This is a genomic window from Spiroplasma sp. ald (assembly GCF_044714355.1).
GTDB classification, from domain to species: Bacteria; Bacillota_I; Bacilli_A; order Mycoplasmatales; family Mycoplasmataceae; genus Spiroplasma; species Spiroplasma phoeniceum.
The window spans coordinates 1-3,811 of the sequence record NZ_RXFY01000099.1 but is presented as its reverse complement, the minus strand read 5'-3'; the positions used below and the strand labels follow the sequence as shown (position 1 = coordinate 3,811).

4 protein-coding genes are annotated in these 3,811 nt (G+C 28.6%); all 4 read right to left on the bottom strand.

Annotated features, from left to right (window positions below):
- Window positions 1-45: 45 nt before the first annotated feature.
- Complete coding sequence (locus EHU54_RS04930) at window positions 46-189, bottom strand: hypothetical protein (RefSeq protein WP_400249254.1); 144 nt, start codon at window positions 187-189, stop codon at window positions 46-48.
- A 15-nt stretch (window positions 190-204) separates the two neighbouring features.
- A complete protein-coding gene (locus tag EHU54_RS04925) occupies window positions 205-429 on the bottom strand; it encodes a heavy-metal-associated domain-containing protein (RefSeq protein ID WP_400249253.1) in 225 nt (74 codons plus the stop codon).
- A 73-nt stretch (window positions 430-502) separates the two neighbouring features.
- Window positions 503-1,747 (bottom strand): replication-associated recombination protein A, encoded by a 1,245-nt coding sequence (locus EHU54_RS04920; protein WP_400249252.1) that lies wholly within the window; start codon window positions 1,745-1,747, stop codon window positions 503-505.
- Window positions 1,748-1,931: 184 nt separating this feature from the next.
- Entirely contained in the window at window positions 1,932-2,972 is a 1,041-nt protein-coding gene (locus EHU54_RS04915) for a rod shape-determining protein (protein WP_400249250.1), read from the bottom strand.
- Between the last annotated feature and the right edge of the window lie 839 nt (window positions 2,973-3,811).

Genomic DNA, 3,811 nt, shown 5'->3' with positions numbered 1-3,811 from the left:
ATATATTTTATAGGAATTTTAAAATAACTAGGTTATGCAAGAAGTCTATTGTAATCATTCATTATGGAGCAGTCCTAACCATGGTATCATTCCCAATAATAAAGGAATATCTAAAATTATTGCAATAATTAATTCATACAGATCTCGAATTTGCCGTTTTGTTAACTTTGCTTTTTGTTGCTTTTTCATTAAATAATAACCATCTTATAACTGTTTTGTTTCAATTTCATCAAAATCATAACCGGCTTTTTTAATCTGGTGAAAAATTGTTTCTTTATCTAAAGTTGTTTCATCATAAGTAATTTTAACAGTTCTTGTTACAATCCCAATTTGAAACTTAATTTGTGGAATTTTTGTTAACTTTTTTTCAATTGCCATCGCACAACTACTACATGTTAATTCTGGTACATGAATTTTTACGACTGTCATTTCTCTCATCCCTATTTCTTTAATTTTATTCTAGCACTAACAAAAAATAAACCAAGTAGTTCTTTCAAAAGTTCTACTTGCCTTTTTTTGTAAACCGTTCATACAGCTCATTAATTCGTTTTTCATACACACTATGTAATTTTGGTTGATAATAAACTATACCGCGCATTTTCTTTGGCAGGTATTGTTGCGCAACATAATCATTTGGAAAATCATGCGGATATTGGTATCCCTGGCCATTTCCTAGTTTTTTTGCTGAAGCATAACTTGTATCCCATAAATGATGCCGAATTGGATAAAGATTACCTTTTAAAACATCTTCATACGCTTGATCTGTTGCTAAATAAGCACTATTTGATTTTTCACTTAAACACATTTCAACAATTGCTAATCCTAATGGAATTCGTCCCTCTGGTAATCGAATTTGACGAAAACTATCAATTGCTGTTTTGACATGGACCGCAATTGCTGGATTAGCCAAGCCAATATCTTCATAAGCAATAATTAACATTCGACGCAATAATGCTTCGTGATCACCACTTGCTAATAACCGTGCAAAATAGTGTAAAGCTGCGTCAACATCACTACCCCGAATTGACTTTTGCAAGGCTGATTTTAAATCATGATGTTCATCACCTTCTGCAAAATTAATTAAATTAGCCGTTGGAGCAATATTATTAATAATTGTTGTGGTAATTTCTTCTGCAGGATATAAATTTAAACATAATTCTAATATATTAATTGCAATTCGTAAATCACCACCTGCTAATTGACAAATTAATAGTAACGCATCATTAGTAATTGCTAACGGTAATTTTTTCTTTGTAATTATTTTTTGTAAGCCAGTTAGCATCTTATCAACAGTAATTCGTTCTAATTTAATAATATTAGCTCGTGATCGTAAAGCTGGATTAATCACAAAATAAGGATTTTCTGTTGTACAAGCAAACATAATTAAGTGTCCATTTTCTAAATACTGCAATAAAATATCTTGCCGATCTTTATTCATTCGATGTACTTCTTCCACAATAATAATAAATCGTTCAAAATTTGCTGTTTGCTTAATAATTTTTTCTAAATCTTGTTTTTTATCAATTTCAGCATTAAAAATTGCATACTCAAGTTGTAAATCATTGGCTAATGCTCGAGCAATACTACTCTTTCCAACGCCCGGATCACCATAAAAAATTAATGAACTTGCATAATTATATTTCAACATTCGTGAAATAACACCATTGTGATCATTAATAAGGTGGCTTTGCCCAATGATATCAGTTATTGTGGTTGGTCGTAAGACAAATGCTAATGGTTCAAACATTTTTTCGCTCCTAAGTATTTTTTTACATCATAACATAAAAAAACTGATAATTATCAGTTTTATAATAAACCAATGCTAACCTTGGCAATATTATTGGTTTTGATTTTAATTCATAGTTGCTCTATGCTGACCATATTTGCTATTTTGATATGCTCGTTAATTCTTATAGCAACTTGTAACATTCTTAATAATCTAATTCTTTTGTTTTCTGATGTTCTTGGCGAATAATATCATAAATATCTGATTCAAATTTTTTTGTTCCATTAATAACTGCTAATAATGGTTGTTCACCAATTTTGGCTGGTAATTGTAATGTGTCTTCAAAGTAGTGATCAATTCCTTTGATTAAACCACCACCACCACAAATGGTAATTCCATTGCGGAAAATATCTCCTGCTAATTCCGGCGGTGTTTCTTCTAAGACTTGAACTGCTAAATCAATAATTCGTGATACTGGAACTTTTAAAACTTCCCGGATTTCTTCTGGCGTCAACTCAATTTCTCGTGGTAATCCTGAAACAACATCACGTCCATACACTTTCATTTTTCGTTCATCACCATATTTTGCTAATGAACCAATTTCAATCTTAATCATTTCTGCTGTTTTAATTCCAATTTCTAAACCATATTGAGAACGAACATATTTTAGAATTTCATCATTTAAATAATTTCCAGCAACTTTAACTGATTTTGATAATACAATATCCCCTGAAGCAAGAACCGCAATATCTGTTGTTCCTCCTCCCATATCAATCACTAAATTACCAAAATGTTTATAAATATCAACCCCACCACCTAACGCAGCCATTTTAACTTCTTCTTCAACAAAAACTTTTGTTGCGCCTAGATTCATCGCAATTTTTCTCAAAGCATTTTTTTCTAATTCGGTAATAACTGATGGACAAGCTAATAACATAATTGAATTAGCTAATTGTTTGGTAACTCTTAGACGATTAAAAATATACTTTAATTGTGCTTCTGTTGCACGAATATCTGTAATAACTCCATCAACCATTGGTCGAACAATTCTAATTGTTTTATTTCCTTTTCCAATCATTTTATATGCTTCATTTCCGACAGCAATAATCCGATTTTCTTTAATTTTATATGCCACAATGGATGGTTCATTATAAACAATTCCACTCCCTGAAATATAAACCAGAGTGTAAGCTGTTCCTAAATCCATTGATACAAAAGTTGGCTTCTTATTATTAAATATGGCCATATCAAATCCTCCTTAATTAATATTATAATCTTTTTTCTTAGTAAAAACAATAAGTATTATTCGTAAACTAGTTAACGTTGGAATAAAGTAAGTATTTTTTTAATAGCCATAAATTTAATGGTTTTATCCCAAAAATAGTAACAAGACTTTGCCTGAATTAGTAGCTTTTTTTTGGACATTTTTTAAATAGACTTTTGTTTTCCTAACAGGTGATTAATTTATTTTTTGGATATTCATATAATTCTTTTTGTTATTAACTCTAATTATTTATTGGCAATAGAATGTTTCTTATTTCCATTTTTAACTTATAATCCATAGTCGCATTCTAATTTTTTCATCTTTTAAGTTCTTTGTTATTTTGTTTTTTCATATAAAAAGAACATCTCTTTAATAAAGTTTTAACATAATTTTTATTTTTTATGTCTACTTTATTTTAGATGCTCAAAAGTTGATTTTTGTTTTTTATGTAAATACTTTTTAATTAATAAACGAGGGAGAATAATCTCTATGGTACTTGCTACGCTGTCTTAAATGTAAATGATAGATTATAACTTGAACCATTAAAATTAATTTTCACTGCTAATGAAACATTTTTGTTTTCCTCAAAATATTCTTTTTTAATATTTCTTTCTTCATCTAAATATTTTGCTTTATCTTCATCGGAAGTAATTAATTTTTCTTTAATAACAGTTAAGAATAAAGTTTCTAAACTTGTATTTTTAATTTTATCAATATCATATTTTTTTACTTCAACATGTTCATTAGACTTCTTGCATAACCTAGTTATTTTAAAATTCCTATAAAATATATTTAAAATAGAAATTATAGGAATCTAAAAT